The sequence below is a fragment of the Leptotrichia trevisanii DSM 22070 genome, from assembly GCF_000482505.1.
GTDB lineage: Bacteria > Fusobacteriota > Fusobacteriia > Fusobacteriales > Leptotrichiaceae > Leptotrichia > Leptotrichia trevisanii.
The window spans coordinates 293544-320308 of the sequence record NZ_KI519443.1; the positions used below are offsets into that span (position 1 = coordinate 293544).

The window sequence follows — 26765 nt, forward strand, 5'->3', positions numbered from 1 at the left end:
ATTTCCTCACACTATAAATGATAAAATAACAATACCTAATAAAAGAAATTTTTTCATTTCAACTCATTTCTTTCAAATTTTAATCTATCGCCTGAAATTCCATCGCTCCAGGATCTTTCCCAACTTTTTCAGCCCAATCCATTGAATCTGTTTTTAATTTTCCTGTTTTTTTATTTACTTGATAACTAAATAATCGTGGTGCTACACCTGTATCTCCACCACACTTTTCATTATCACTACGAATATCAAAATAATAGTAATTTTCATCTTGTTTACCATCTAAAGTCATTATACAATTAACATTAGCCAAATTATGTTTAATGATAGATTTTCGTACTAATTGGTATGCTTCTTCTGAACTGCTTATTGTTTTAGTCTTAGCAATTTTTTGTTTTCTTATGTTCGCATCAGAAACTAAATCACTTTCTAAAATAATTTTCCATTCACCGTTAATTTTTTCAAATACTAAATATGACGGATAATCTTTTATTCCTTTTTTTGTTGTAACTTCTTTCACAAATTCTGCTTTCACTTGTTTATTTGAGATTTTTTCTACTTTAATATCACCTTTTAATACTTGTCCATAAACTGGATTTTTTTCAAAAAATTTCTTTTGGTCTTTAATATAATAATCTCTCGATACTGTTGTCTGATAGTATTCAATTCTATCTGCTAATATTTTTTCCAATGTATCAAAATCCGCATTACTTGAAGCTTCATTCCAAATATTTACCATTTCTTTAATTTCATCTTCCATTGTTTTAACTCTTAATTCAGCATTTTGAACAGAATTTTTTTTATTGCCATTTTTAATTTCCTGATTTTTCTTTCCGCAAGCAATTACACAAAAGCTAAGCAAAACAACAATCAATAATTTTTTCATTCTTAAATTCCTTCTTTCAAATTTTACTATTAATTTACATTCATAATTTTAAGTATTATTCAAATCTTACAACTCCCGATATTTTACTTCCGTTATTTTCGATATTTTCTCAATAACACCATTTTCTTCCTTTTCTTCTCCAGCATGACTATTCCCATTCTTATAAACAATTTCCTTCAAGTTCAAGTCTGATTTTTTTAATAAATCAACTGTCAATAAAATCTGATTAAGTACACCTTTTTTATTTTTTGAAACAATAATTACTTCTGAATTTTTTCTAAATTCACACATAAAGTCCAGAATGCTGTAACTTCCTTCCAGCTTTAACAAAAGCCCGCCAGTAATTCTGACAAAAATATAGTCATTTTCAATTAATGCTGTATTTATTTGTTCACGCAATTTTATTAAATCACTTTTTTCATTTTCGTCCACTTGCCCTTTTATAACAATACTTTCTATTTTTTTCTTATCAACTAACTGTTCTTCATACATTTTTTGGGCAAATTTTTTGCCAACGTTAATTTCAGTTCCAACTATAAAATATATTTTCCCTTTTTTATCAGTTCTATGCCTTACAATGTGATGTCTGCGGCATCTTGCCTCATAATTTTCATTTGCACCAACCATAACCAGCGGATCGTCATAATAAGCAGGCTCCCCATTGATAAGACGCTGACTCGCATAAGCAGGCTTTCCACAAACCATACAAATCGCATGAAGTTTATCCACCTGATCGGCAATGCTCATAAGTTCTGGCACTGGCTCATAAGGCTCTGCCCTAAAGCTCATATCAAGCCCTGCAACAATCACTCTTTTCCCATATTCCACATACTTCTTACAAAACTCAACAACCTTTTCCCCAAAAAACTGTACTTCATCAATGCCAATCACTTCCGCATCAACATTTTTTTCCATAATTTCTTCCATTTGAGAAACATCACTCACAGGATAAGCTCTAAAACTGTCATTTCCATGCGAAAATACTCCCTCTTCCCCATATCTGTTATCAATGGCATGCTTAAATGCCACTATCTTCTGCTTTGCATACTCAGCCCTTCTAAGCCTTCTTATAAGTTCCTCACTTTTTCCTGAAAACATGCTTCCAGTAACAACTTCCAATGTTCCTATTTTAGAATTTTGTATCATTTTATCTTCCTTTTTCTATCATTTTATAATTTACGTTTTAAAAGGGGGACTTGCCCCCATTCATTTTTAATTTTTATTTTGTCTAAATGAATCAAACATATTTTTTGCATTACTATATAAAACCTTGACTTCATAAGGCTTTACATTAATCTGAATTTTTTTATCAGAAATTGCATAATTTTCCTTTAAATTCAGCTGATTTCTATAAAATCCAAATAATTTTGGTACTTGCAATGACAATGGATATTCATCTGCTCCATTATTTACCACAATTATCATTGATTCATTTCCGTCTGAAATTTCATAGGAAATAAAGTCTGTATTTGGCCTTGCTGGTGTAAAATCACGCCCTTGATACAGTTTTGCCCGTCTGTTCTGATCTGCTAAATAGGCTGATATTTCTGAATCTATACGCCCTTTTGTTTTAGAATCGCTGTAAACCTCTAAAATTCTTAATTTCCCATTTTTAAATAGATTTTTATGTTCCTTTCTGATTTTTAGTAATGCTTTGTAATGATTTTCAATGTCAGTATTGCTGTTTACAGGATATGAAATCCATTTCTGAACTTCATTTACTTCTACAACGTTAGGAAAACTTCTAAGTCTATCCTTATATTTGCTTATGTTATCTGTTTCAGAATCATACGGTTCATAATCTTCCCACAACATCGGCTTTCTATTTCTTGGAGAATCTGCTCCCCACATTCCCTTTTCATCCCCATAATAGATAACTGGTGTCGCAGGCAACATCATTTGCATCGCAACAACTCTTTTCAGTTTACTTACAGCTGTTCCATCGTATAAGTCAGGACGAATATTCAAGTATCCCTGATCCGACTGGTTATTTCTATCGTAAACCCTGTTTGGATTTATCATTCCACTAAAAATTCTGTCCGTATCAAGAGAACCGATAAACACTTGTGTCATATTAAAACGGTTGCTTGAATATCTATTATAAATTTCATTCAGTTTTGTAGCAAATTCCACACCGTCAATTCGATAGCTTGGATTAGTGTTCACGGTATATTTTATAATGTTATTGACAATATTATAATCTGCTCCACTATCATAAATTCCATCTTCAACATCCTTTGTAATACTGTTTGAAACTTCTCCTGTAATAAGCAAATCAGGTTTATATTTTTTCAAATTTTCTGTAATTTGTGCAAGATATTCCTTATTCTCATTGTCATAATAAACATATCTTATCCCATCAATTCCGTCATCATACACATCTTTTTTAAAAGTTTCATCAGGCCCTAAAATCCATTTTTTCATTGCATTTTCAATATAATTCCTAACTTGCGGATTTTTTAAGTCAAGCACAGTATCCTTTAGATACCAGTCAGAAAATTCCTTGTTATTTCTGGCAAAAAATCTGTTTGATGTTGTGTCAGGAGCTACTTCCAGTACCACTTTCAGCCCTTTCTGGTGAGCCTGTTTTACAAGGCTTGCCAATTGTAAATCAGAATCTGTCCAAATCCAGCTCTTTACATTCAGTAAATCTTCATCAAGTAAATTTTTATCTGTTTCAGGATTGAAAATAAGTAAGTTTAATTCCTTATCCCCATTGTTATTGTGGACTTTTGCCTTTATGTCAAGCCCTTTCGATGTTCCAGTCTGCTCTATGTAGCCAAAATACGGATCCACGTGATTAAAGTAAATCGTGTCGTATTTATGATTTGAAAGTGAATAAAATGGCGATGATAAAATTATGTATTCCACACCAAGATTTTTTATGTAGTCAAGTTTATCAATTATTCCCTGTAAATCTCCGCCATAATAACGTGTATAGTTCTGCACATCATTTAACGTATTTTCTTCCCATTCATTTTTTTCCTCGTAGTTGCTGTTCCATTCATTCAATGAAAATTGCGGCTTTTCATTTCCACCCCAATATGCCAGCACTAAGTCTTTCTTAGATGTTCCTGAACGAATTTCTCCAGTAGGCTCTGAAAAGTCATCCGTCCCAAACTCATTAAAAATCGCATCATTATCCACATCGCCATTTCTAAATGAATCAATGTAAATCTGGTATCCAACAGAGCCTCTAGCCCATTCTGGAATTGTTGTAAGTTTTGTAGAACGTGAATATTCAAATTTCTCTACATTTGCAGGATTTTTCGTAATATTTCTTCCCATATAATATTTAGTCTTGTCATCAGTCAATACAAAATAATAACTTGACACATTGCTTGGAATTTCAGCCATAAAAATCTCGTTACCACCATAATTTCCAATTCCACGCATCATTTTTTTCCCACCATTGTAGACAACTTCAGCAGAATAAACATCATTATTTTTCGTTCTTAACATAATCTTTACATTAGTTCCATTAAGTACCCTAAATTCAGAATCTTCCCTATGAACCAATGAATTTAAGTCAATAATTCCATCATTTCTTTGGCTATATTTCAATGATTCTGTTGAATTTTCTAGATTTTCTCCTGTTTCATTATTCCCAGAATTTTCATCACTTTCCTGTTTATTCTTATTTTTTCTTTTTGCTGCGCTAATCAAATAATCCTCACGATTATTTACATCATTATTTTTAATATTCGCTTGAAAATTTTCATTCTGTACAGAAAATGAAACAACCGAACTTACCAAAAACAGCAAAACTTTCATTTTTAATTTAAAACTCATATTTCTCCTCTATTTACCTTAATTTCCCTAGCCGCAGCCAGACAAAAAACAGTAATTTTTATATTGTTGCTTTTTTTATTTATTCCAAAATCTTTATTCCCATTCTTATCCTCAAACTGCTCCAAAATACTATTTTTTATTTCCCGAAGCGTAGCCCCTGTTGTTACAATATCATCAAGTATCAAAATCTTTTTATTTCTTAAATCAACATTCCGGGAAATCCTAAAAGCTCCCTCAATATTCCTGTTCCTTTCCTCTTCGTCCAAAATTTCAGCCATCTTTTTCGTATTTTTCACCCGCTCAATTTGAACATAATTCACTTTCAGGCAATTCAGAATTTCATCAACCTGATTATACCCTCTCTCATTTTTCCGTTTCCTGCTGACAGGCACACTCACGACAACATCTATCTTTTCCCGTTTCAGAACATAATAAAATTCATCTTTTATCAATTCAGCAATCAATTTTGCTATAATTCTTTTCCGATTATATTTATAGGAATAAATTAGTTGCTTAAACTCCTTGTTGTAGTCCCAGACATAGTAAATATTATTTAATTTCCGCAATTTCTTCAGACTTTTCAGAATATTTTTTGTATCTTTTGACACAATATCACACTCAACCAATTCCTCCCCAGAAATTATATCCCGATTTCTAAATAAAATTCCTTTAAAATTAAATATTATTTCCTTTAAAATTCCAGTTACTCTAAACAGGATCTTCAACCTTCTGAATTATCTTGGTTGAGTACATTTCCGTATATCCACAATTTTTACATATTTTCAAATAAAATATATCAATTGCAATCTTTGTTCCAGTCACCTCTTTAGTCGGAATCGCCACCTTCTTTATTTCAAACATTTCTTCCCCACATTTACAGCATTTTTCATCATTTCTCATACAACCACCTCAAAACGCATTTTTTAACCACTCAATATTACCAAAGCCCCTATTCACCCCAACAATATCATACCTCACATTTTTATCCCAATCCTTTTTCAAAAGATAAACCTGCGAACTGGCAAGAATCCTATTCTGCTTCTCTTCCGTCACCATCTCAATCGCCGAACCAAAAAAATTATTCTTCCGATACTTAACCTCCACAAACACCAGCGTCTGACTCCTCTTTTCAAAAAAAATCAAGTCAATCTCCCCAAACCTAGTATAAAAATTACTCTCAATAAACGTAAGCCCCTGCAAAATCAAATATTCTTTCGCCACATTCTCATACTTAAACCCAATCTCCCTTTTATTCATCCTATTTCTCGTCCCATCCCCTTTTTTAATATTGTATCACAAATATCTATATTTATTCTTTTATTTTATATTATATGATACCAATTTTTTACTTATTTTTCAAGACTGGAAAATTTCTCCATTTTACTAAAATTCTTCTTCTTCCGATTTCTTCATCCTTTCAAGAAACTTCTTCTTTCTTAACTGCTGTGGCGTAAGTTTCTTTTCTTCTTCTTTTTCTTCCATCTTTTCCACAACTTTCTCTTCAACAACAATTCCCAGCATTTCTCCAAAAGCCTTTATAACCTCATATCCTCTGATTGTCTTACCTTCCTCAAATTTCACACAATAATTCTCGTGTTCAACAGCTGATTTTATCACATTAAATGCTCTCAATTTTTCAGCTTCATCAAAAAGTTTTATTCTTTCTAAGAACTTTTCTTTTGGAAATATTATTTTGTTATCTTTTCTTAAAAGTGGGAGCAGCCAGTCACGGATGCTGTCATAGGTTTCTTTTGATTTTATTGATTTGTTTTTCTCAATTACATTTTCTTGACTTTTAGAATCTAATCTTTCTTTTACTTCGTTAATTTTTCCATTTTTTTCTTTTAATGAAATTTCTATACTTTCATATTCAAAAATTTCTTCAAAAACCTTCAAAACCTCTTTTTCTGAAATATATATCCTATCTCTTTCACCTTCAATAAGTTCTAAAAATCCTATCTTATTCGTTTCTATATACCATTTCAATGTCTCAAAAATTTTAGGTTTTTCTGAAAACGCTATCTCGTCCACAAAATTTTCAAATTCCTGTCTATCAATTTCTTTTTTGCGTCCCAACTTATCTAAATATTCAAACAATTCTCCAACAGCCTCATCATACGTTCTTCCCTCATCTTTCTCATTTTCATCAAATCCTTCCAATTCCAGCACTCTTTTAGTCGAAGTAGTTACGTTATAAAATTTAATTTCCTTATCCACTTCTATCTTTTCAACAGTTTCTGTTTCAGTATTATAAATATAATATCCCTTTATAATAAAATCAAACTCAAAGGGTTCTGTTTCAGGAAGTTCCAATATTTGTCTAAATCCTCTTTTAATCTGTTCAGGTGAACTTTTGTTTTCATCTAATTTTTCTTCAAAATTAATTTTTATTTTCTTCCTATGAATTTTTTTGGTAGAATAACTGGTAAGGCTAGGGACATTATATCCCGAATAAATTTCAGCAGTTTTAGATTCAATAGTCTTATTTCCAATATCTTTTATTTCATCTATTTTAAATAAATAGGGAAATATACTGGTTTCTTCCATTTCCTGTTCAAGATTTTCATATTTTAAACTTTCTTTTGTTGTAAAGAGTATTTTATTAACAATTTCAATTTTAGTTGGATATTTTCTAAAATAATCAAAAGTTTTTTTGTTTAGTTCTTCTAAAAAGAAATTTTTATTTGTTATATAAAAAATTCCGTTATCTATTTTTATTTTTAATGGGTTAAAATTTTTCTTTACCATTGAATAAAAAAATTTTGTAAAACTAACAGGACATTTATTTTCTTCTACATCAGATTTTATACTAAAATATTTTGTATAGTTATTATCATTTTCAATTTCTATATTCAAAATAGATTTTTCATAGAAATCAGTCATATTAATTTCTTTAAAATCTGTCTTAATATCTATTATATAATTATATTTTGATTTTTTTTTCATTTTTTATCTCCTTCAAATAAAAATTCATTAGTTATAAAAGCTTCTTCCTCATATTCTTTACTAACAATAGAAACTACTTCTTTTATCTCTATAGGGGATAAATTTTTATATGATCCAACATTTATATCTATACTTTCCATTGTTTTCTGAACAGTTGTTGTAGTATAACTATAATAATCTTCCAGAGATATTGTAGAATTATATGAATTCATGTTTCTTAATGATGTATTGTAATCTGATGCTATATCTTTAATCGATGTTTTTCTCGATGATGAACCAAAAACTCCATTTACTTGACTTAATCTTGAAGTTACAATTTCATTTGATACAGAAATTGAAGCATTTTGAAATACAGTTTCCTGAATATCATTTTTATAAAAATTAAATCTACTAATTTCGTTTCCTACAATATTTTTCATTCCTATCACCAAATCAGCAGAAGAAGAAATACTACCAAATAAATCATAACGATTCATAACTCCTTCTGAAATATAACCATGAGTAAGCTCTACAACAGGATCTTTTCCTGTTAATAAAATATTAAAATCTCTTGCATTATTAAGTAAATCATATGTTCCCTTTAATCCTCTTGCTATCCTAGTCATCATTGCTGTTCCAGCTGGAGCAAAAACTCCTGAAATTATTAAATTAATAGAAATTACACCTTCCCCTATTGTTATAGCCATACCAACAAATCTTCTATCTGAGGGTGTTATTCCTATATTTCTTAAAATTTTTTCTATCCAGGCTTTTGTTATTTCTGAATTTTGTCCATTGTCTATAACATCTAACAGAATTTCTTCTCCATTACAATTACATATTAGATTAGAACTTTTAAGTATTGTAGAGGAACCATTAACAACTAAACCTGTTGAAGTTTTTATCCATTTCTTTTTATTTTCTTTTATTTTACAAGGACCAGAAAGCTTTTTACAATATAATATAGGATCTGGCTCAAAATTTTCAGATAATACATGTATATCAGTTCCTACAGGATCTAATCCCATCAAAAAAACATGAGGATTAGGCACTAAAAATTTTATCATATCTCTTTTAGGAGATGATAAAGAAGAAGGTTTTACAATGTGATTTTCATCAAATCGGGGTGCAGGATAATTAAAATATCCTTGTGGACATGTTAATACTGCACCATCACAAACTAAAGTTTTTATATGATCTTTTGGAACTTTTTGGCGTCCCATTGTTTTTAATCGTTCTTTTACACTTTTTTCTCTATTTTTTCTTAAAATTTTTTCATCTTCTGCTATTTTTTTTACTTCTTGCACGTAATGTTGATTAAGTTTATCCCAATTTTGTGTTAAAGATTGATTTTGATTCTCAAAAATATTTTTATTCATAAAAAATTCTACCATTTCCCTTCTATTTCTTTTAGCTCTTGTTTAGCTTCTACAATTCCTAAATCTAATGCTATTTGAAACCATCTTCGTGATTCAGTATAATTATGCTGAATATTACATATCAACCCAATATTAAAAGCGGCATCTGCCTTGAATAAGTTTTTATTATAGGCAATTAAATAATATTTTTTAGCTTCTTCATAATATCTTAATTTAAATTTCTTGCTTGCTATCTTCCACGCTGATTTTGGTTCTCCCATGTCTGCACCTTTTTTATATAAAGCAGATATTTTTTCTACTTTTGACCATTTATTTTTATACATTTCTTCATAAAGTGAAGCAAGTCCAAAATATCCATCTGGATTACCTGACTCTATCATTTTGTTATATACTTCTTCCGCCTTTTTATAATCTTTTACAGTTGCATAGTGCATTCCCAGATAATACATTGCATTTCCATCTGTTAATCCCAATCCTTTAAGATATTTTTCCGATTCAGAATAATTTCCATGTTTAGCATATACAATTGCCAAATTTGTCAAAGCATCTTCAGAATCTTTATGTTTTTTTATATATTCGAGATACCATTTTTCTGATTCTGCATAATTTCCTATTTCATCATAGTAATGTGCCAAATTATATATAGATGAATCTATTCCCAATTCTATTGCTTTTTTTTCCCATTTTTCATAATTAGGGTAATCTTTTAAGTTATAATAATAATCAGCAAGGTATCTGGCAGCTTCTGGTTTATATTTCACAAGTTTTTCAAAATATAATCTCCCAATTTCAGGATTAGAATTATAATTTAATTTGGCAGTTGTCATCATATTTTCTAATTCTTCATTTGTCGTATCATCATTTATTTTAGAAGTCTCCTGTTCAATTTTAGATTTTTCATTTTCACTTAATTTATATTGCTTTACATTTTTATTTGAAGACGATGTTCCGTTACCACAATTCATTATTAATGAAATTATTAAAATTATTAAAATTATTTGTTTTTTCACATCATTTCCTTTCTATATTTTATTATAATCTCTTCTTGTATTTTAACTTCATTGTTTATTTTAAAATTTATTCTTTCTTTTATTAAAAAAATTTTTTTGTTTTTAAAAGTTATAGTTGATTCATAATTAAAACAATAAATTTCTATATTATTTATATTAAATATACCCTCTAATTTTTTTAAAAAATAAACATTATTTATTATAGATGTATCTATTATCCCTTTTATTTCTACTTCATTCTCATTTTTACATTCAGTAATTATTATAGGTATTTTTAAATCACCAATAAAATTATTCAAAGAAAATCCTATTTTATCATTAGAAAATTTATATTTTTTAAAATAAGGATTTGAAAAAAAACATTTTATAAACCTATTATTATTTATAGTTTCAAACAATAACTTTTTATTATTTACTATTTTTTTATATTGTTCAACTTTATTCAGTATATTGTATTTTCTAGAATATAATCTTTCTATTGTAAAAATTCTACTATTAATTTCTTCAATATTAGAAGCCATTAAATAATTATTATTTTTAAATAAGAATAAATTTAAGCAGTTGAATATATAAAAAATTTTTATTTCATCATTATTTAGTTTCTTTTTATTTATAAAAAAATTAATATTTTTTTCTTCTAAACGAAAAAATAAATAATCTAAATTATTATTTTCTAAGTTTTTTAAATTTATTTCAGATAAATATTGAAATTCTAAATTTTTTTCTTCATTATTTTCAAAATATTCTTTTCTCTTATAATTAAAATTATATTTATCCATATAAATCGTATTCTCCATAAGCCCTCCTATCCATTAATTAGTACATTACTTCCGCCATTTACTACTGAAAAGCCGTTAGAATTTACTTCTGTATCTCCATTTGACTGTATGCTTGTATTTCCTTGTGAAGTTTGAGAAATATTTCCTGCTACAAGAGTTTTACTTCCTTCCACTATTTCTGTATAACTTTTCGCATTATTACTTATATTCCCAGCATTCTCTGAAATACTATCCGCACTTTCCGATATACTACTTGCACTCTGTGATATACTTTCTGCCGCCGTCGTTGACAAACTATTCGTCGCAAGAACCATATTAAAGTCAGAATCCCCCACGTGATAATTCCTGTTAGCCACATCAGTAAACCTACCATTCCCATCATTATTAACCGCACCAAGCACTATTGCATGTGTTTCGTTCCCATTTGGAAAATAAAGTGCTACTCTGTCATTTACTTCTGGTGCTGGTGTAAATCCTGTATTACTTTGACTATATGGAGTTACATATGGGAAATAACTCTTTCCAGCATACTTATCTTCAAACGATTGTCCATTTTCTCCCAAATCCATAAGCCCTTCTGTTAAATTTAATGTCATAACTGCAATATCTTTTGTCTTGACTTTTTCTTTTGTATTTTCATTCTGATTATTTTCAGTTTTCTCTATATATTTATTAAGTGGTTTTGCTCCAATCTTTCTTCCCTCAAGATTATCCGAACTTCCATCACTTCTTCCGTGATTGCTCTTGCTCTCATCTGTTCTTGCAATATGTACTGTTCTCGCCTCTATTACTGCTCCTCTTATCTTTTCGTGTGGTATCGGATCTACAAAATAGTCTGTCTGTTTTCCAAGTGTGTATTCACATTTCAAGGTATTTCCTTCATTATAAATTTTATTTTCAAGAACATAGTAGTCGTTTTCAACTTCTTCTCCTGACACTCTGTTTCTAGTCTTTAATTTTATTGGTGTTGCCACTGGATATACTTCTGTCCCTGTTATTTTAAAGTATGTTCTCTCTTCTTTTGTTCTTTTCCCAAATTGAGAATACTTTAAGTTCGGTGTCTGTGCTGGTATATTCTTGAAAAATCCTACAAATACTTTATCTGAGTATGCCATTATTGGCTGTCCTGTATACGACGCTATTCTCTTTAAGTATTCCCAGTCTGTTTCGTTATACTGGATTGTCATTCTTGGTACTGCCTGCATATCTTCACCAACATTTACAATTTTTCCATCATTTGTACCATAATTCCCATTTATTTCTTCTGCTATCGCTGAATAAGTTAATGTTGGATCTTGAAATGAACGGTATCTTGGTATCCTGTCCAAAAGAACACTTTTTGAAATTGCAGTAATTTCCACTGTCAAAGCTCCTGCTGTAGTTTCATTTATTTGCAACTCTTTTATTACTCCATTCAGAAATATTTTTTCTGTTGAATTTCCAGTATTATCAACAATATTACTTCTTCCCAGTATTTTTATCTCTTTATCCCCTTTTCTGTCTATCAAGGCATCATATAAACTTAACTGATTTACTGAACCAATATACTTTATTTTCCCAATCGTATGTTCCCCTATCCTTGAATCAATTTCCAGTTTCATATCTCTCCACAATATTTGCTGTCCATCAATTTCTATTTTTATTCTTTCTGCTGAAAAAAATTCCACTGGTTTTTGGTTATTTAAATTATTTTGTATTTTGACATCTCTCCTTTTACTTTTTTAAATTGTATTTTTTAATAACTTATTTATCATATCAAAAAATTTATAAAAATTTTAAATATTGTCTATTGTCTTTTTTTACTCTCTCCCAATATTTTCTTCAAAAACGTCTTCCTATGATACCTACAAGCCCCTTTTTCAACCAAAATCTCCCTATGTTTCTTAGTCCCATACCCTTTATGTTTCTCAAACTCATACTCGGGAAATTCCTTTGCAATCTCACAAAGTATTCTATCTCTTGTAACCTTCGCCACAATCGAAGCTGCTGCAATGGATAACGACTTGCTGTCCCCTTTCACGACACACTCCTGCTCACCCTCATATTTTCTAATCAAGTGATTACCATCAACCAGAACTATATCAAAAGCCGATTTTTCTGCCACTTGGCTAATTGCACGTCTCATTGCGAGAAATGTTGCATTCAAAATATTCATCTTATCAATTTCCTTTTCTGAAGCAATTCCGATTCCCACGATACAATTCTTTTCTATCACTTCAAATAATCTTTCCCTTTTTTTCTCAGTCAACTTTTTTGAGTCATTAATCTCCTGCAATTCTGGGAAATCCTGAATCACAATTACAGCTCCAGCCACAACTGGTCCCGCTAAAGGCCCTCTCCCAGCTTCATCAACCCCAACAACAATCTTATTATATTTTTCGTCAAATTCCATTAATTCATTTTTTTGGTTTTCTAATTTGTCTTTACACATAAATTTTTCCTCTTTTTTATTATTTTATAAAGTTTCAAACTCAAGCCCACATTTTTTCAATGCCTTTTTAAAATCTTCTGGCAATTTTGCAATAAATTCTATATTTTCTTCTGTAATTGGATGTTGAAATTCAAGCTTATAGGCGTGAAGCATTTGGCGTTTTTCGGTGTCTGTTCTCCCATAGACACTGTCACCTAGAATTGGATAGCCTAAATATTTCATGTGAACTCTGATTTGGTGAGTCCTTCCAGTTTCAATATGAACTTTAACAAGCGTAAATTTTTCTGTCTGTGAAATTACTTCATAATTGGTAATTGCAGTTTTTCCTGAATTTAAATCATTTATTACAGTCATTTTCTTCCTATCGTTTTTATCACGCCCGATTTGTGTTACAATTCTTCCGCTTTTCTGGTTTAGTTTTCCTTTTAAAATTGCAAGATAAGTTTTTTTTACAGTTTTATCGTGAAACATTTGCGATAATTTCAGATGTGCCTTGTCATTTTTAGCTATTATTAAAAGTCCGCTTGTGTCCTTATCTAGCCTATGCACAATACCAGGACGGATTTCCCCGTTTATTCCTGATAAATCTTTGATGTGATACAAAATTGCATTTACAAGCGTTCCCGAATAATGTCCATTCGCAGGATGAACGACAATTCCAGCTCTTTTATTAATAACTGCCAAATCATTGTCTTCATAAATTATTTCAATATCAATGTTTTCAGGTTTAATTTCAACTGTTTCCAGTTCTGGAATTACAACTTTTATCGTATCATTTTCTTCAATTTTATAAGCAGGCTTTGTTTTTTTTTCATTTACCAAAATATTTTCGTCCTTTATAAGCTGCTGAACACGTGTTCGTGTCAACTCCAGCCTTTCCGATAAAAATTTATCAATCCTGCTCCCTGCCTCTTCATTTAAAACAACAATATTTTCTTCATTTTCACTATTTTCAACATCTATTTCATCTTCAAATTCATTTTCAACTTCATATTTTTCTTTCATAATTATCTATTTTCTTTCTTTTATAATTTTTTATTTTCCGAAATTCTATTCTCTTTTAAAATTTATCCCGTCAATACAATGATTGTAAATCAATTTCTTAATTTCACTCGTATCATTAGTTTCATAAAATTTCACAAGTAATTCCAAAAATTTCTCTTGCTGTTTTATCGGTACAGAAATAATTCCAGCACCGTTTTGAATCATCACGTGATTTGCTGTCATCATGCTTGTTCTTTTATTTCCATCATAAAAAAGTTGGCTTCTCATTAAATACAGCATTAAATTTATTGCTTTTTCTGTTGCAGAGTTTTCACTTTCCAAAATTTCATTCAAATTATCATTCACTTTTTCCTTATTTGGAATTTCAGGCTTCCAATCTGTTCCACCCATACTTACATCAGAAAATCTCAATTGTCCAGGAAAAGGATTTACATTTGCCTCCCCAATAAGCTGATTAATTTTGCAAATATAGTTTAAATCAAGAGGATATTCAATATTTTCCAAAATAAATTCCCATGAATGTTTTAAATTAACAATGGCATTTATATCCTTAACTTTCATATTCTGAACTCCCAGTCCCTGAAAAATCGTTTCTGTCTGAGGATAAGTTACAGCTATTCCTTCCAGATTTGCCGATTTCCAAATTGAATCCACTATATTTCTTTTTGCAACAAAAATATTCTCCTCCAATGTCATTTTATACTTGTCTTTCATAAAATCACTCTTTTCTAAAAATTTTTCATCAATTTCTTAACTCTCATCGTCACATTTCTGAAAAATGTCCATTTCCTGAGAATAATCTCTATTATGATGATTTTTCGCCAAAACCGCTACTTCCTCATCTACTTTTTCTAACTTTTCAAAACTTCTTTGTGCGTGATTTCGCAACTGCGTTTTCAATCCTAATTTATGCAAAACTCTCGTTATAATCAACACATTTTCTTTTCCACAGTCGTGTAGAAGTGCCAATTTTAAATATTTTTCATTATTTTTTAGTTCTGTTTTTTTTATCTTTTTATAAACTTCAAGCGAATGAAACTTATCGTAATCAGACATTTCCAAAAATATTTTCTTTTCTTTTTCTGTCAATTTTTTCAAAGCCTCATTCATATAAGCCCTGTTAATTTTCGGTTTAAAATATTCCATCGCTTTTCTAATTATATACATTTTTCCACTCTTTTCCTAATCTTGATTTTTCTTATTTTTCTAAACTTTCTGACAAAATATATTAATATCCTGTTATCAAATTTCATCATTCGATATTTTTCTATAAACAGTATCTAAAAACTTTTAAAAACAATAAATTTCTACATAATCTATAAAATATTTTCAATTTTTTCAAATCTCTTTTACAACTATATCCCCAAAAATTTTCTTTAATTTCCTAATATTTTTCCCTCTTTTCCCAATAAATCCCCCTTTATCTTTTTTTTCAACGAAAAATACCGTAAAATAACTATTTCTCTCAATTTTTTTAACTTTACCAATGCTTTTTAATTGTTCATTCAAATTGTCTATTTTAATTTCAGAATTTCTTATTTCCAAACTTCTATTATTTTCATTTTTCAAATTTATCAATTCTTCAATATTTTTCACATCAAAAAAACTGATTTTTTCCAATTCCTCTGAAATATCAACTTTCATAAGTGTCAAATATTTCCCATCAAGTGGTTTATCTTTTATCCCCAATTTCCTATTTTCAAAATTCTCATCATTTAACTTTTCAATATCAAACTTTGTATCATTTAAAATAAAATTGCTCATAATCCGCACCTGCTGTGGCAAAAATCCATCTCCCACAAAATACAGTTTATTATTTTCATATTTCACAAAAATTTCTCTTGTATGATTTTTTAATTTTTTCCCCTTTTCCGAAGTAAATTCGTAAAAATTCTTTTTCCCAGATACTTTCTTACAAATCTGATTTATTCTCTCTTCATCGTTTTTCCTAAGTTTTTTTGGATATTCATAAATATAATATCTTTTTTCAATCATTTGTGGAAATTCAAGAAACGGCAATGTTCTCACTATTTTATTGATTTTCAGTCCTTCTGTTTCCAAAAATTTTAATTTTGAAAAATCAATTATCTCTTTGGAATTTATATAAAGAATATTCTCCTTTGCACTCACATTTGCATCAGTCCTTCCAGCCTGCTGAATACCTTTAAAAATCTTGATTTTGTTCTTTTCCAGAATTTTCCTAAATTCTGACTTAACACTCTTTTTATCAGGATTTTCATCAAAAGATTCAAATTTCTGTCCATCATATTCTACAAAAAACATATATCCAAAATATTTTGTATTCTCAAAATCTCTTATTAATTTATCCACTCTCGACTTCTCCATATCAATTTTTTTCATCCTTTGTCAATTTTTTTATTTTATACGTACAATAAAAATACTTTAAAATTCAAATCAAAAACCTACTCAAACCCCAAATTTACTAAGTTTTTACTAGTTCAGATTTAAAAAAGATTTGATTACATTTTATCATTTTCTCCAACAAATGTATAGCATTTTACATATTAAAAAAAATCGCTTTAATATAAAAATACTAAAACGATTTTCTCCAAAATTTTCTATTCACCTTTTATTTTTTCAATAATTTCCTGAACATCAGATACTTTCACATCTTCATCAATTCCATCCTCGCCTTTTACTTCGCCAAATCCCCATTTGCAGTAAACAATATCGATTCCAGCATTTTTAGCTGTATTTACATCTACAAGCATATCTCCAACAAATAATATTTTTTCTTTTGAAATATTTAAATTTTGTGTCATTTTATCAACATTGTACGGATTTGGCTTATTTGGATATTCCTTTTCATTTGAGCCAAATATTCCATCAAATTTCCATTTGGATAACTTTTTATCAACTGCAGATAAGGCTGTTTCATGATCCTTATTGGTTACAATACCTTTTTTCACGCCATTCTGTTCCAAAAAATCAAGCAATTCAGGTATTCCTTCATAAGGCTCAACACCATAGTCAAAGTAAATATCATAATATTTTCTTATAACTTTTTCCATTTCCTCATTCGTTACATCCTCATATTTCTCTTTTCCCAAAATATTCCGTGCAAGCCCTGAAACTCCACCACCAACAAATTTTACACATTCACCAATAGAATACTGTTTTTTTCCAAGTTCCTCCATCGCTGAATTTACAGTCTTTGTAATAGATTTCGACGTATCCATAAGCGTTCCATCCAAATCAAATATAACTAAATCATATTTCATAAATTTCCACTCACTCCTTTCCCATTATTTTCGTTAATTATTTACAAAAGTTTACAAAATCCTATTAATATAGCATTTTTATTTTCAATTTTTCTTATTTCTTCTAAAATTTGACAAAACCTTAATTTCTTACTGTATAAATTCTGTTATTATTCAATTTCTGAAACTTCCTACTTTTGCAATTTTCTCTAATCCACCTAATTTCTTAATTTTTTTACGCTTCAGGCTCAATAACATTCCCGTCATCATCAATTGGATTTCCTTCATCATCCACTCTAACCACTTTAATACTGTCCAAATGCCCTCTCACACTTTCCTTAAATTTTTCAATATACATTTTTCTATATTTTTCACGCTCTTTCTTCTCTTCTTCCGTCAATTCCCTCTCACGTGCCAACTTTGAAAATTCATTTATCTTTTTAATAATATCTTCCATTTTTCTAATTTCCTTTCTAAAAAATATTACTTTCATTTCTAATTTCCATCTCAATTTTTATCTAAAATATGGTATAAAATAAAATTTATTGATATTAAACTCTTAGTGTTGAGATTATTTTTTATCTTTTTTTCCAATTTATAAATTTTATAATCCAAAAAGTATATAACAATATTATTATACTTTATCGTCTATAATTTATCAACATTTTTCAGAAAATATTTCTTTAGCTTACAAAGAGCCTTAATCCCTTGGTATACACAAGAATATCATATTTTTTACTAAAAAACAAGATTACTTAATCTTATCAGTTTACTAAAATTACATTTCAAAAATTTATTTTCCTGATAAAAATTTTAACATTTACATTTATGTATAAATTATGTTAAAATAATAAAAAACATTAATGTTATTAACTAAAAATTTGTGATATATAATAAAGAAAAGAGGCAAAATGAGAGCAATAAAAATTATTTTATGTTTTTTTATATTACAAGTAATGATATTTTCTAAACCGAAGCAGTTAAATAAAATAGTATACTACAATTATAACTATCAGGGTTTTGCAGACAAGCTGAAATCTGGAATGGAGATACATAAAGTAAAAGGATATTGTGGAACTTCAGATTTTGTGAAAGAATGCAATGGTCTGCTACAAATTTTAGATCCCAAATATGCTAATGGTATAGAAAAAAATATGCAAAGTGCAATTAAACTGGATATTGATTTATCAAATTTTACGGCAAAAAAATATGGAAATATTACTTTTGATAATGATTATTTGCATTTTAACAGTGAATCAGATATTGTTTTGGGAAATTCTCAAAAAGAAAGTATAAAAAAAATAAGAAAAATGCTGATGATACATGATTTGGTTAAAAATATAACTACAGATGAAGAAATAATCGAAGCAGATGATGGACCCAGTTCAATGACAGGAACAATACACATTTTCGACTTATATTATTATAAAAACTCCTGAATTGTCGTATTTTCCACCTATGTATGTTATTGACTACGAAAATATCAATAAATCAATTTGGAATTTAGAGTATAAAGGTAGAGATTTTGATGAATTATATCAATATTTAAAACAGTTTATAGCAAAAAATAAGAATAAAGATGATAAAATTCCAAAAAAAAAGTATGATGAATTTATGGAAAAAGAAATTTATAAAACAAATTTTTATCCAGAACTAACTAGGAAAATTTTAAAGTTAAATGATGAATTGGGATATAATTTCTTTTTAGAATAAAGAAAACAATAAAGGAGGTTCACTATGAATTATAATTGTCAAATTATTTTGGAAAAAAAATTTAAAATATCAAGTTGGTGTTTATTTCTTAGTTTTATGATAATATTTCAAAGTTCAGGGTTTACTAATTCATTTGAAGCAGACAAGATAGTTTATTATGAGTATTTTCCCCTTCTTAGTGAAAAAATAAAATCTGGAATGGAAATTTATAAAATAAATAATGGACATGGATACTGTGTACTTGATTATAATGGACGTTGTAATCGAAATTTATACATTCTAGATCCAAAATATCTTAATTATTCTGAAAGAAATATGACAACTTTAGTTAAATTTGAAATTAATACTTCAAATTTTAATATGACAGAATATAGAGATATTGCTTTTAAAAATAATATTCCTGTTTTTGAAAGTAAAGAAAACATTGTGTTGAATGATTCTAGAAAAGAACTTGTAACAAAAATAAAAAAAATGTTATTAATTTATGATACAATAAAAAAAATAAAACTGGATGATAAATTTTTGGAAGAAGATATAACATTCAAAAAAGATAAAAGCACAAAAAAAATTTTTTCAACATATATTATTATAAAAATTCCTGAACTGTCTTTTCCACATATGTATGTATTAGATTATGACAATGCTGATGACAGTGTTTGGCATGCGGAATATACAGGTAAAAGTTTGGATGAATTATATCAAAACTTAAAGCAGTTTATGGCAGAAAACAAGGATAAGAATGGTAAAATTCCAATTGAAAAATATAATAAATTTTTGGAAGATGAAATTTATGGAACAAATTTCTATCCTGAACTAACTAAAAAAATTTTAGAATTAAAAAATGATTTTATGGGGTATTTTAATTAAAAACAAATAATTGAAATAATCATTGTTGTTAAAAAATATAGTTATAAGGCAAACTTACGTTTCCGCACTCGCATAGCGGGTAATCTTATGTTTCGCACACTTTGCATGCTCAACTAACTAAAGTCGATAACAAAAAATCACAGTTAATCTTAATAACCGTGATTTTCATTTGCAAAAAAATTTTATTTTTATTTATTATTCTATCTTATATATTTTTTAAAATTCTGAAACTATATAAGCAATCATCATTGCATATGGCAATAAAATATTTGCAATATTAATTAAAGACAACATTAAATATCCATAATCCAATTTATCATTCTTTTTTCTTAGAATTAACACTATACAAATCAATATAACAGGTAGAAAAAACATAACAGGATACAAACCAAATATACTGAATAATGCAATTAAAAAGATTATTATATCAATCACCATTATTGCAAATAACAAATAATTATAAACTTTTTTTCTCTGTTTCATTTGTTAAAAATATCAAAACAGCAACAACATAAAATATTGAATGAAATATTTGATTAGGAAACAAATAAAAGTAATTTCCCATTGCCGCTAACCATAAAATGAAACAAATCATCCCAGCACCCAAGTCAATTTCCAAAAATTTTTTTATCTTTTTTTTGAAAAAGAAAACCCTCATAATATTAAAGAGAATTTTGAATATTTCGTAAAAAAGTATTACAGCTGTCATTAAAATTAATACCATTTTACCTTCTCCTTGATTCAAATTTTTCCTGTCTTTTCCAACAACATCAAAGTTTTAAGTGAAATTGCAGATATATTCAATAAATTAGCCATTATCAATGTTGAATATGTATATTTATTTAATCTATTATCATCTTTTACAAAATTTGCAATTATAAAAATCGGTATTTGTAAAACTATAATTCCATAAAATTGCATATTCCTATGATAAATCAACCCTAATAAATCAGTAAAAACTAGAGAAAAAACAACATAAGACAAGAACTTAATATTTTTTCTTTTCATTATCATAAACAATAAAACAACCAAAATACATACTATTACGTGTAAGCCTTGGTTTTGTGAAAAAAAATCCTTACCCAAAATTTTTATACATAAAAGCAAATACACTATTCCAAAAACTAAATCACCCCATAAAAATTTTTTAATTTCTTTTTTCTTAAAAACTTTTATAAAACAAAAAAATAATCTAAATAAGCTATAAAGCATTAATAAATTTAAAAATATAAGCACAATCAATTCTTCCAATTTATTTCACACTTCCAAATAAATCATTCAAAGCCTCGCTCATTGTCGGATGAGTAAATATCATATCTTTTAGGAATGTATATTTTTGTTCAGCTTTCATAGCTGCTGCAACAATGTTTATCATTTCGTGGGAAGTGTTGCATAATAAAGTACATCCCAGTATTTTATCTGTTTTTGCATCTACAACCGCTTTAAGAAGTCCATCTGTTACACCTTCTATTTTTGCTTTTGGAATTGCCATTGCTTCAAGTCTTCCTGTTTTTACTTCATATCCTTTGGCAATCGCTTCGCTTTCAGTCATTCCAACTCTTGATAATGGCGGATTTACAAATACGCTGTATGGAATTACATTTCTGTCGTTTACTGTTCTATTTCCTCCATTGTAAAGATTATCCCTTATTATTCTAAAGTCATCAAGAGAAATATACGTAAATTGAAGTCCGCCTTTCACATCTCCCATTGCCCAAATGTTATCAGCTGTTGTTTTCAATGTTTCGTCAACTAGAACCGCACCTTTTTCGTCAGTTTTTACTCCTGCCGCTTCTAGATTAAGACCTTCTGTATTAGGTTTTCTTCCGATTGCTACAAGAATTGCGTCTGATTCAATTTCGCTCTTGCTTGCTCCTTGTGAAATTTGCACATATCCTTTTCCATTTTTATCAACAATTTCCTCAATTTTTGATTCCAGTAAAAATTTGATTCCTTTTGCCTCAAATATAGCTTTTGCTCTATAAGCAATTTCTTCATCTTCTCTAGGCATAAGTCTTTGTGCCAAATCAATAACCGTAACTTCTGACCCAAAATCAGCATACATTGAAGCAAATTCCAGTCCGATGTACCCTGCTCCCAGAATAGTCAATTTTTTGGGAAGTTCCTTTAGTTCCATAATTGAAGTACTTGTATAAACGTGGTTACTTTCTTTAAGCCCTTTTATACCAGGAATTATTGTAGTCGAACCTGTATTTATAAATATTTTTTCTCCTTCAATCTGAACATTTTCTCCATTACTTTCAATATTAACTACATTTTTCGAAACAAAACTTCCAAATCCATCATAAATATCAATATTTTCCTTTGTAGCTAGCATTTCATAATTTTTTCCACGTAATGCACCAATTAATGTATTTTTATTATTTATGCTTTCTTCATAAAATTTTTCCTTTTCCTCAATACCATTTAATCCTTTATTTTTAAGAACTTTTGTACTGTCAACAAGTTTTTTTGTAGGAATACACCCAATATTTATACAAGTTCCTCCATACATCTTATCAGATTTCTCAATCAAAGCCACATTCTGACCTTTCCCAGCCAAAAATCCTGCCAAAGTTTTTCCACCTTTTCCAAATCCAATTATTATTGCATCATATTTTTTCATTTTCTTCGTCCTTTCCATTTTATACAATTATAGTTACATAATTGTATTCATTATAAAATTAGATTTCCTTGTCTTAAGAATACCACATTTTTTATAAAAAAACAAGAGTATTTGTGTTTACAAATTTTATTATTTTTTCAATCCCCTTGATAACTAAAATATCCAAAGTTTTCTCATCTTCCATAAACCCTATCCCATATAATCATCTGAAAATTCAGGAGACATCATTATAATTGTTCTAATTGAATTTTTTAAAACTTTATCAGACAATTTTCTTTTTGCTTTTACCACATTATTTCCTTGATTCTTACATCCTATTAACAGACAAAGCAACATCAGTAAAATATATTTATTCATTTATAATTCCGCCTTTTCAAAGTTTTTATTCCTTTTGATTTTTACATTCTGTACCAAATCCCGCCATCCTGCACTCATCATCAAAAAATAGCAAATATCCTTCCCAAATTTCAATTTCCAGAAAAATTCTCTTCCCTTCCTTTAAATAAACTGTTTTTTCATCAGCCCAATATTTTTCCAGCTTATCCTCAATTTCTATTTCCACATGCTCATACAATCCATATTCATAATCTAAAATAACTGAATTCCACTTAAATTTTAATACCGCTTCCAGTTCAATTTCTTTTTCAATTTTTTCATTTTCACTAACTATTTCTATTTTTTTCAGTTCTCCTGTTACATAAGATAAATATATTTTTATCTCTCCGTTATTAAAAGAAAAAATCATATCTCGCTCACTTACCACATCCTTACTTTTTCCAGTAAAATCTATCATCTTCAATTTCAAATTTTCCATAAATCAAAATTCCTTCTGCATAATTATTCCTATTAATTAAAATTATTATATTTTCGCAAATTTTTACTCCAAAATAAATATCAAACTTTTTATCAGTAAAATAACATCCAATAATATTGTTGGAAATATCAATCTCCAAAAAATCTAATTCTTTAACTTTTATACCAGCTTCATTGTATTCTTCCCTCTTAAAATAAATATCGCCTTCTATTATATTTTCAGGGACTTCTATTTTAGGTGTAAATTTAGCCATTTTCAATATATTGAGAATTTCCAGCGAATTTATTCTCCCATCTTCTCCTATTGATAAATAAAAACTGTATAATTTTTTTTCATATGAAACACTTGAAAGTTCCTTTACCTTCCTATTTAAATTAATCTCCACATATTCATCAGAATTATTTTCAAATTTATCAATATTTTTTACAAATTCCAGTTTCTCTATTCTCATAAAATTCTCCATTTTTTATTTCTTTTATGATTTAATTTTTCTTTTTTTTGTTTTCTTCAATTCTTCTAATTCGTCATTTATTTTCAGAGCTTGATTATATTTCCCCTGCTTTTCGTACAATTTGGCTAAACTCGTTAATGCAAGTTCCTTATGTGCAAGTTTTTTTGCTTTTAAAAGGTTATTTTCAGCTTTGCCATAATCTCCTTTCATTTCATAAACTTCTGCTAACAGACGCAATAATCTTGCTCTTTTTTCTTCAATATATTTCACATTGTCTTCTGAATGTGAAAATAATTTTTCCGATTCCTTTAATAACCATTCTTCTGCTTTAATATAATCTTTTTTTGATATATAAAGCTCCCCTAAAAGTCTTTCTGCATTCGGATATTTTTCATTAACAAGCTCCTTGTACAGCTTTTCAGCTTCATCAAAGTAATCGTGCCTCTGATAATAAAAAGCCAAAGCATTTTTTACCTCAATATTTTTATTTAAATTTCTTTTAAATGCTTCCACCACTTCACTATCAATTTCTTTCTTTTCTCCATACACCCACACTCTAAACAAGGTGTCTTCCCTATAATCTCCCTGATCCATTGCCTTTATATAATATTTTCTTGCATTCATTTCATCTCTCTGATTAGCATAAATATGTCCTGCAAATGTACTTGCTTCCTTCACTCCTCTGTTCGAGCCTTTTCTTGCCCATTTCAGTGCCTCTTCATTTTCCCCTCTCGCACTATAATTTCTTGCCAGATAATAATCTGCCATCGGAATATCCTTTTCCACACTTTTAAAATACACTACCCCAATTCGTAAATATTTTCTCTGAACTTCTATCCCCTTTTGCAAAATTCTTTCCTTTTCTGCCATTGTCGAATTTTTCTTCATTTCAGCAATTTCCATTTTTGCCTTTTTTAAAGCTCCTTTTTCCTCCTCTGACAATGGGATATTTCCAGCACAGCTCACTAAAAATAATACACTTATCAAAATTAAAACTATTTTTTTCATAACTTTCCCTTTCTATATTTTTCCAATATTAACAAAATTTATATTTTTAATTTTATACAGTAATATTATACCTCATTTTTGTTTATATTCCATTTTATACTATTTCCCATTTAAAGAGCAGAAATCAAAAAATTTATAAAATTAAAGTTATTTTTTTATAGGGTTATGCCTTTCACCATACAAAAAAGACTGAAAAAAATTCCAGCCTTTAATTAAATATTTCTATACCAATCTTTCGCCCTATTTTACTATTAGGAATTTCTATAAATTTATAATTAAATCCGTTTTTTGTTACAATACTTATATCATTTAGTTCAATAAATGATGTATTTCTTAAAAAAAATATAAATTATTACAATTAACAAAAGATGTAATGGATAAAAACTGTAAAACATATATTTTGTAATTTTATTATGAATACCTTGCTTTCCATTGTAGAGCCATATAAAAACTAATGAAAATATTGCAAATGATTGTACTGGTGCATATATTTTATTTCCAAAAAGATTAAACGAAAAATCATATCTTGGTATAAGAAAAATATTTATCCATGCTAACAAGATAACTTGAGCTATAAAATTCCACCATGTTCTATTTCTGAAAAAATAAAATACTAAAACCATCATAATTCCGTATTCTAAATAATCACTACCTATAAGACGTGTAATAAACATGGCCATAATACCTATAACAATTTTTCCAAAAATTTTTGCTATTATGGGCATACTCTTTTTTTTAATTTTTTCAAGCAAAACTAGCATATATAAAGCAATCCCAAAACTCCATAAGACATTCTTATATGGTAAAAATATCGACGGACTCCCAAATACAGAAGTACTTACAAACAGATTAAAAGGAATTTCTGAAATAGCAGCAAAAATAAAGATACGTTTTAAATATTTATTTCTATTCTTCGTTTTACAAAATCCCTCTACAAGCATAAAGGCAAATATAGGAAAGGCAAATCTGCCCAAAAGATGCATCCATATCTGATTCTGATTAACAAAAAATGCATTCCACAAATGATCTAATATCATAAATAAAATAGCTAAAACATGTAGCGTGAAAGAATCTATCCCTTTTAAAAATATATTTTTTTGATTCATTTTACCTCCTAATTTTTTTATTATATCATTCTTTGTTAAAGTCTATTCTTTTGACTTCTTCGCTTTTTATTTTAACATATATATTAATTAAAAAATATTAAAATTTCTTATTTTTATTTTTTTACACTTATAATTTTACACAATTTACAAGATTTTTTTAATTATAAATTTCTTTATCTATTCTTTTTATAATTTATTTTCAAAAAAAGAAACCTCAATAAATTTTTTAAAATAGTCTACACTTCAGTCATCTAAATTTAATATCCCAATTTTCTTAACCGTTTTTCTACTATTTTTTTAAATTTTATCAAATCTATGTACTTTTATTGCATATCAAAAAATAAAAGTTATGACAGAGTAAAAAATATAGGGGCACTCATTAAATACCACAACAAATCTTTTTTGACTGCTTTTTTAAAATATTTTACTTTGTGATATTTCTTTCAAAACTTCCCTAATCGGACATTCTCCTCCTCTCAAATATGGCATATTTGTGCTTTTTCCTGTTTCATTAACAATTTCTGACAAGCATTCCATCTCTATTACCTTTTCTAGTGAACTCGTTCTTTTGCCGCTAAAGTACAATTCATACGCCTTTTCCCTGTTTTTTCCATAGTTTGCAAAGAAAGTGTAGTATAACGCTCTTGCCTTTATCTTCCTTCTTGAAAACGCTTTCGGCCTGCTTGACAAAAATCTTGAGCATTCGTGGGACACAAGGGCTTCCGTCCTTGAGCCTATGTAATCCTCTTCAGTAT

29 protein-coding genes and 1 pseudogene are annotated in these 26765 nt (G+C 28.4%); 3 read left to right on the forward strand and 27 right to left on the reverse strand.

Annotated features, from left to right (window positions below; genetic code table 11):
• Nucleotides 1-79: 79 nt before the first annotated feature.
• The 18 genes from K324_RS14885 to K324_RS0111125 all read right to left on the reverse strand — a co-directional run bounded on the left by K324_RS14885 (nucleotide 80) and on the right by K324_RS0111125 (nucleotide 17882).
• Nucleotides 80-883, reverse strand: a complete 804-nt coding sequence (locus K324_RS14885; protein ID WP_051354453.1) for a hypothetical protein — start codon at nucleotides 881-883, stop codon at nucleotides 80-82.
• 66 nt (nucleotides 884-949) lie between these two features.
• Nucleotides 950-2029 (reverse strand): thymidine kinase, encoded by a 1080-nt coding sequence (locus tag K324_RS0111045; RefSeq protein ID WP_026749175.1) that lies wholly within the window; start codon nucleotides 2027-2029, stop codon nucleotides 950-952.
• A 66-nt stretch (nucleotides 2030-2095) separates the two neighbouring features.
• Nucleotides 2096-4675, reverse strand: coding sequence for an alpha-amylase family glycosyl hydrolase (locus K324_RS0111050; RefSeq protein WP_026749176.1), 2580 nt, complete (start codon nucleotides 4673-4675; stop codon nucleotides 2096-2098).
• A complete protein-coding gene (locus K324_RS0111055) occupies nucleotides 4672-5301 on the reverse strand; it encodes a ComF family protein (protein WP_248615386.1) in 630 nt (209 codons plus the stop codon). Before K324_RS0111055 ends, K324_RS0111050 begins: the two co-directional genes overlap by 4 nt.
• 82 nt (nucleotides 5302-5383) lie before the next feature.
• A complete protein-coding gene (locus K324_RS0111060; RefSeq protein WP_026749178.1) occupies nucleotides 5384-5575 on the reverse strand; it encodes a zinc ribbon domain-containing protein in 192 nt (63 codons plus the stop codon).
• 9 nt (nucleotides 5576-5584) lie between these two features.
• On the reverse strand, nucleotides 5585-5932 hold the full coding sequence (locus K324_RS0111065; RefSeq protein WP_026749179.1) for a YraN family protein: 348 nt from the start codon (nucleotides 5930-5932) through the stop codon (nucleotides 5585-5587).
• A gap of 126 nt (nucleotides 5933-6058) precedes the next feature.
• Nucleotides 6059-7621, reverse strand: coding sequence for a hypothetical protein (locus K324_RS0111070; RefSeq protein WP_026749180.1), 1563 nt, complete (start codon nucleotides 7619-7621; stop codon nucleotides 6059-6061).
• Entirely contained in the window at nucleotides 7618-8979 is a 1362-nt protein-coding gene (locus tag K324_RS0111075; protein WP_169720584.1) for a PAAR-like protein, read from the reverse strand. The genes K324_RS0111070 and K324_RS0111075 overlap by 4 nt, the downstream gene beginning before the upstream one ends.
• An 8-nt stretch (nucleotides 8980-8987) precedes the next feature.
• Nucleotides 8988-9989, reverse strand: coding sequence for a tetratricopeptide repeat protein (locus tag K324_RS0111080; RefSeq protein ID WP_026749182.1), 1002 nt, complete (start codon nucleotides 9987-9989; stop codon nucleotides 8988-8990).
• The gene (locus K324_RS15860) at nucleotides 9986-10288 is read right to left on the reverse strand and encodes a hypothetical protein (RefSeq protein WP_156906995.1); all 303 of its coding nucleotides are present in this window, start codon (nucleotides 10286-10288) and stop codon (nucleotides 9986-9988) included. The genes K324_RS0111080 and K324_RS15860 overlap by 4 nt, the downstream gene beginning before the upstream one ends.
• Before the next feature lie 506 nt (nucleotides 10289-10794).
• Nucleotides 10795-12369 carry a phage baseplate assembly protein V gene (locus tag K324_RS0111090; protein ID WP_248615387.1) on the reverse strand — a complete coding sequence of 525 codons (1575 nt, stop codon included), beginning with the start codon at nucleotides 12367-12369 and terminating at the stop codon, nucleotides 10795-10797.
• A 185-nt stretch (nucleotides 12370-12554) separates the two neighbouring features.
• Nucleotides 12555-13199, reverse strand: a complete 645-nt coding sequence (locus K324_RS0111095; protein ID WP_026749185.1) for a ribonuclease HII — start codon at nucleotides 13197-13199, stop codon at nucleotides 12555-12557.
• A gap of 24 nt (nucleotides 13200-13223) precedes the next feature.
• Nucleotides 13224-14204: an RluA family pseudouridine synthase gene (locus tag K324_RS0111100; protein ID WP_026749186.1), complete on the reverse strand. Its 981-nt coding sequence runs from the start codon at nucleotides 14202-14204 to the stop codon at nucleotides 13224-13226.
• Nucleotides 14205-14249: 45 nt separating this feature from the next.
• Nucleotides 14250-14918 carry a Fic family protein gene (locus K324_RS0111105; protein ID WP_026749187.1) on the reverse strand — a complete coding sequence of 223 codons (669 nt, stop codon included), beginning with the start codon at nucleotides 14916-14918 and terminating at the stop codon, nucleotides 14250-14252.
• A gap of 36 nt (nucleotides 14919-14954) precedes the next feature.
• Nucleotides 14955-15371, reverse strand: coding sequence for an HD domain-containing protein (locus K324_RS0111110; protein ID WP_026749188.1), 417 nt, complete (start codon nucleotides 15369-15371; stop codon nucleotides 14955-14957).
• 171 nt (nucleotides 15372-15542) lie between these two features.
• Nucleotides 15543-16535 carry a pseudouridine synthase family protein gene (locus tag K324_RS0111115; protein WP_026749189.1) on the reverse strand — a complete coding sequence of 331 codons (993 nt, stop codon included), beginning with the start codon at nucleotides 16533-16535 and terminating at the stop codon, nucleotides 15543-15545.
• A gap of 248 nt (nucleotides 16536-16783) precedes the next feature.
• Entirely contained in the window at nucleotides 16784-17446 is a 663-nt protein-coding gene (locus K324_RS0111120; RefSeq protein ID WP_026749190.1) for an HAD family hydrolase, read from the reverse strand.
• 214 nt (nucleotides 17447-17660) lie between these two features.
• Nucleotides 17661-17882 carry a DUF896 domain-containing protein gene (locus K324_RS0111125; RefSeq protein WP_026749191.1) on the reverse strand — a complete coding sequence of 74 codons (222 nt, stop codon included), beginning with the start codon at nucleotides 17880-17882 and terminating at the stop codon, nucleotides 17661-17663.
• A gap of 454 nt (nucleotides 17883-18336) precedes the next feature.
• On the opposite strand from K324_RS0111125, the gene K324_RS0111130 reads away from it, so the two are divergent.
• Genes K324_RS0111130 through K324_RS0111140 form a run of 3 tightly spaced genes read left to right on the forward strand, consistent with a single transcriptional unit; the run spans nucleotide 18337 to nucleotide 20005 of the window.
• Nucleotides 18337-18864 (forward strand): hypothetical protein, encoded by a 528-nt coding sequence (locus tag K324_RS0111130; protein WP_026749192.1) that lies wholly within the window; start codon nucleotides 18337-18339, stop codon nucleotides 18862-18864.
• A gap of 1 nt (nucleotide 18865) precedes the next feature.
• Complete coding sequence (locus tag K324_RS0111135) at nucleotides 18866-19138, forward strand: hypothetical protein (protein ID WP_036095648.1); 273 nt, start codon at nucleotides 18866-18868, stop codon at nucleotides 19136-19138.
• A gap of 24 nt (nucleotides 19139-19162) precedes the next feature.
• On the forward strand, nucleotides 19163-20005 hold the full coding sequence (locus tag K324_RS0111140; RefSeq protein ID WP_026749194.1) for a hypothetical protein: 843 nt from the start codon (nucleotides 19163-19165) through the stop codon (nucleotides 20003-20005).
• A gap of 457 nt (nucleotides 20006-20462) precedes the next feature.
• On the opposite strand, the gene K324_RS0111150 is transcribed toward K324_RS0111140, so the two are convergent.
• From K324_RS0111150 to K324_RS0111190, 9 genes and pseudogenes are all read right to left on the reverse strand, one after another.
• Nucleotides 20463-20729, reverse strand: coding sequence for a hypothetical protein (locus K324_RS0111150; protein ID WP_026749196.1), 267 nt, complete (start codon nucleotides 20727-20729; stop codon nucleotides 20463-20465).
• 17 nt (nucleotides 20730-20746) lie between these two features.
• Nucleotides 20747-21019 carry a hypothetical protein gene (locus tag K324_RS15865; protein WP_156906997.1) on the reverse strand — a complete coding sequence of 91 codons (273 nt, stop codon included), beginning with the start codon at nucleotides 21017-21019 and terminating at the stop codon, nucleotides 20747-20749.
• Nucleotides 21020-21257: 238 nt separating this feature from the next.
• Nucleotides 21258-22631: an FAD-dependent oxidoreductase gene (locus K324_RS0111160; RefSeq protein ID WP_026749198.1), complete on the reverse strand. Its 1374-nt coding sequence runs from the start codon at nucleotides 22629-22631 to the stop codon at nucleotides 21258-21260.
• 189 nt (nucleotides 22632-22820) lie between these two features.
• Nucleotides 22821-22988, reverse strand: coding sequence for a hypothetical protein (locus K324_RS16440; RefSeq protein ID WP_232056163.1), 168 nt, complete (start codon nucleotides 22986-22988; stop codon nucleotides 22821-22823).
• Between the two features lie 25 nt (nucleotides 22989-23013).
• Nucleotides 23014-23445 (reverse strand): hypothetical protein, encoded by a 432-nt coding sequence (locus K324_RS0111170; RefSeq protein WP_026749199.1) that lies wholly within the window; start codon nucleotides 23443-23445, stop codon nucleotides 23014-23016.
• Nucleotides 23399-23896, reverse strand: coding sequence for a hypothetical protein (locus K324_RS0111175; protein WP_026749200.1), 498 nt, complete (start codon nucleotides 23894-23896; stop codon nucleotides 23399-23401). The genes K324_RS0111170 and K324_RS0111175 overlap by 47 nt, the downstream gene beginning before the upstream one ends.
• Nucleotides 23897-23920: 24 nt before the next feature.
• The gene (locus tag K324_RS14895; RefSeq protein ID WP_155282623.1) at nucleotides 23921-24904 is read right to left on the reverse strand and encodes a tetratricopeptide repeat protein; all 984 of its coding nucleotides are present in this window, start codon (nucleotides 24902-24904) and stop codon (nucleotides 23921-23923) included.
• 314 nt (nucleotides 24905-25218) lie between these two features.
• Complete coding sequence (locus K324_RS0111185; RefSeq protein WP_026749201.1) at nucleotides 25219-26010, reverse strand: TraX family protein; 792 nt, start codon at nucleotides 26008-26010, stop codon at nucleotides 25219-25221.
• Between the two features lie 414 nt (nucleotides 26011-26424).
• Nucleotides 26425-26765: pseudogene (locus tag K324_RS0111190) on the reverse strand (ISLre2 family transposase); the annotation flags it as partial.